This is a genomic window from Vibrio sp. 2132-1, assembly GCF_033344315.1.
Genome location: NZ_JAWPON010000650.1, coordinates 1 through 571 on the forward strand (window position 1 = coordinate 1; position 571 = coordinate 571).

Below are 571 nucleotides of genomic sequence, written 5' to 3' on the forward strand. Positions count from 1 at the left end.
TTGGTTAAACAAAATGGTTTATAGTCAAAGGGATGCTCCGGCATCCCTTTTTTATTTGTCCCTCAGGGAGTGAATTATGGAACATAAACAGATTGTTATCACTGAGTTTGGCGACGCCAATGTTCTGGCGATTCAAAGCGCTGAAACTCCGATCCCTAAGTCTGGCGAAGTGTTGGTCAAGGTGCATTATGCTGGCGTGAATCCTATCGATGTCAAAACACGAGCGGGACTTGGCTGGGCTGCTTCCCAGAATAAAGACAAACTGCCTTGGGTGCCAGGTTACGATATTTCTGGGAAAGTCGCCTCTTGTGGTACTAAGACTTCTCGCTTTGCTGTGGGAGATGAAGTGGCCGGTTTTATTGGTTTTCCTCTCCAAGGTGGTGGTTATAGCCAATATGTTTGTGTTCCGGAGTCGGAGCTAAGTCACGTGCCAAGTTCGGTCACGCTAGAAGCGGCGGCGGTTTTACCATTGGCAGGGCAAACCGCTGCTCAAGCATTAAGCAAAGCGAATGTCAGCGAATGCGATAGAGTATTAATTCTCGCAGGAGCGGGTGGCGTAGGGCACTTAGCG

At 48.9% G+C, this 571-nt stretch carries 1 protein-coding gene; it reads left to right on the forward strand.

Going from position 1 to position 571, the window contains the following annotated elements:
- Positions 1–76: 76 nt before the first annotated feature.
- A partial coding sequence (locus R8N47_RS27180; RefSeq protein ID WP_225492865.1) for an NADP-dependent oxidoreductase occupies positions 77–571 on the forward strand: 495 nt, incomplete at its 3' end.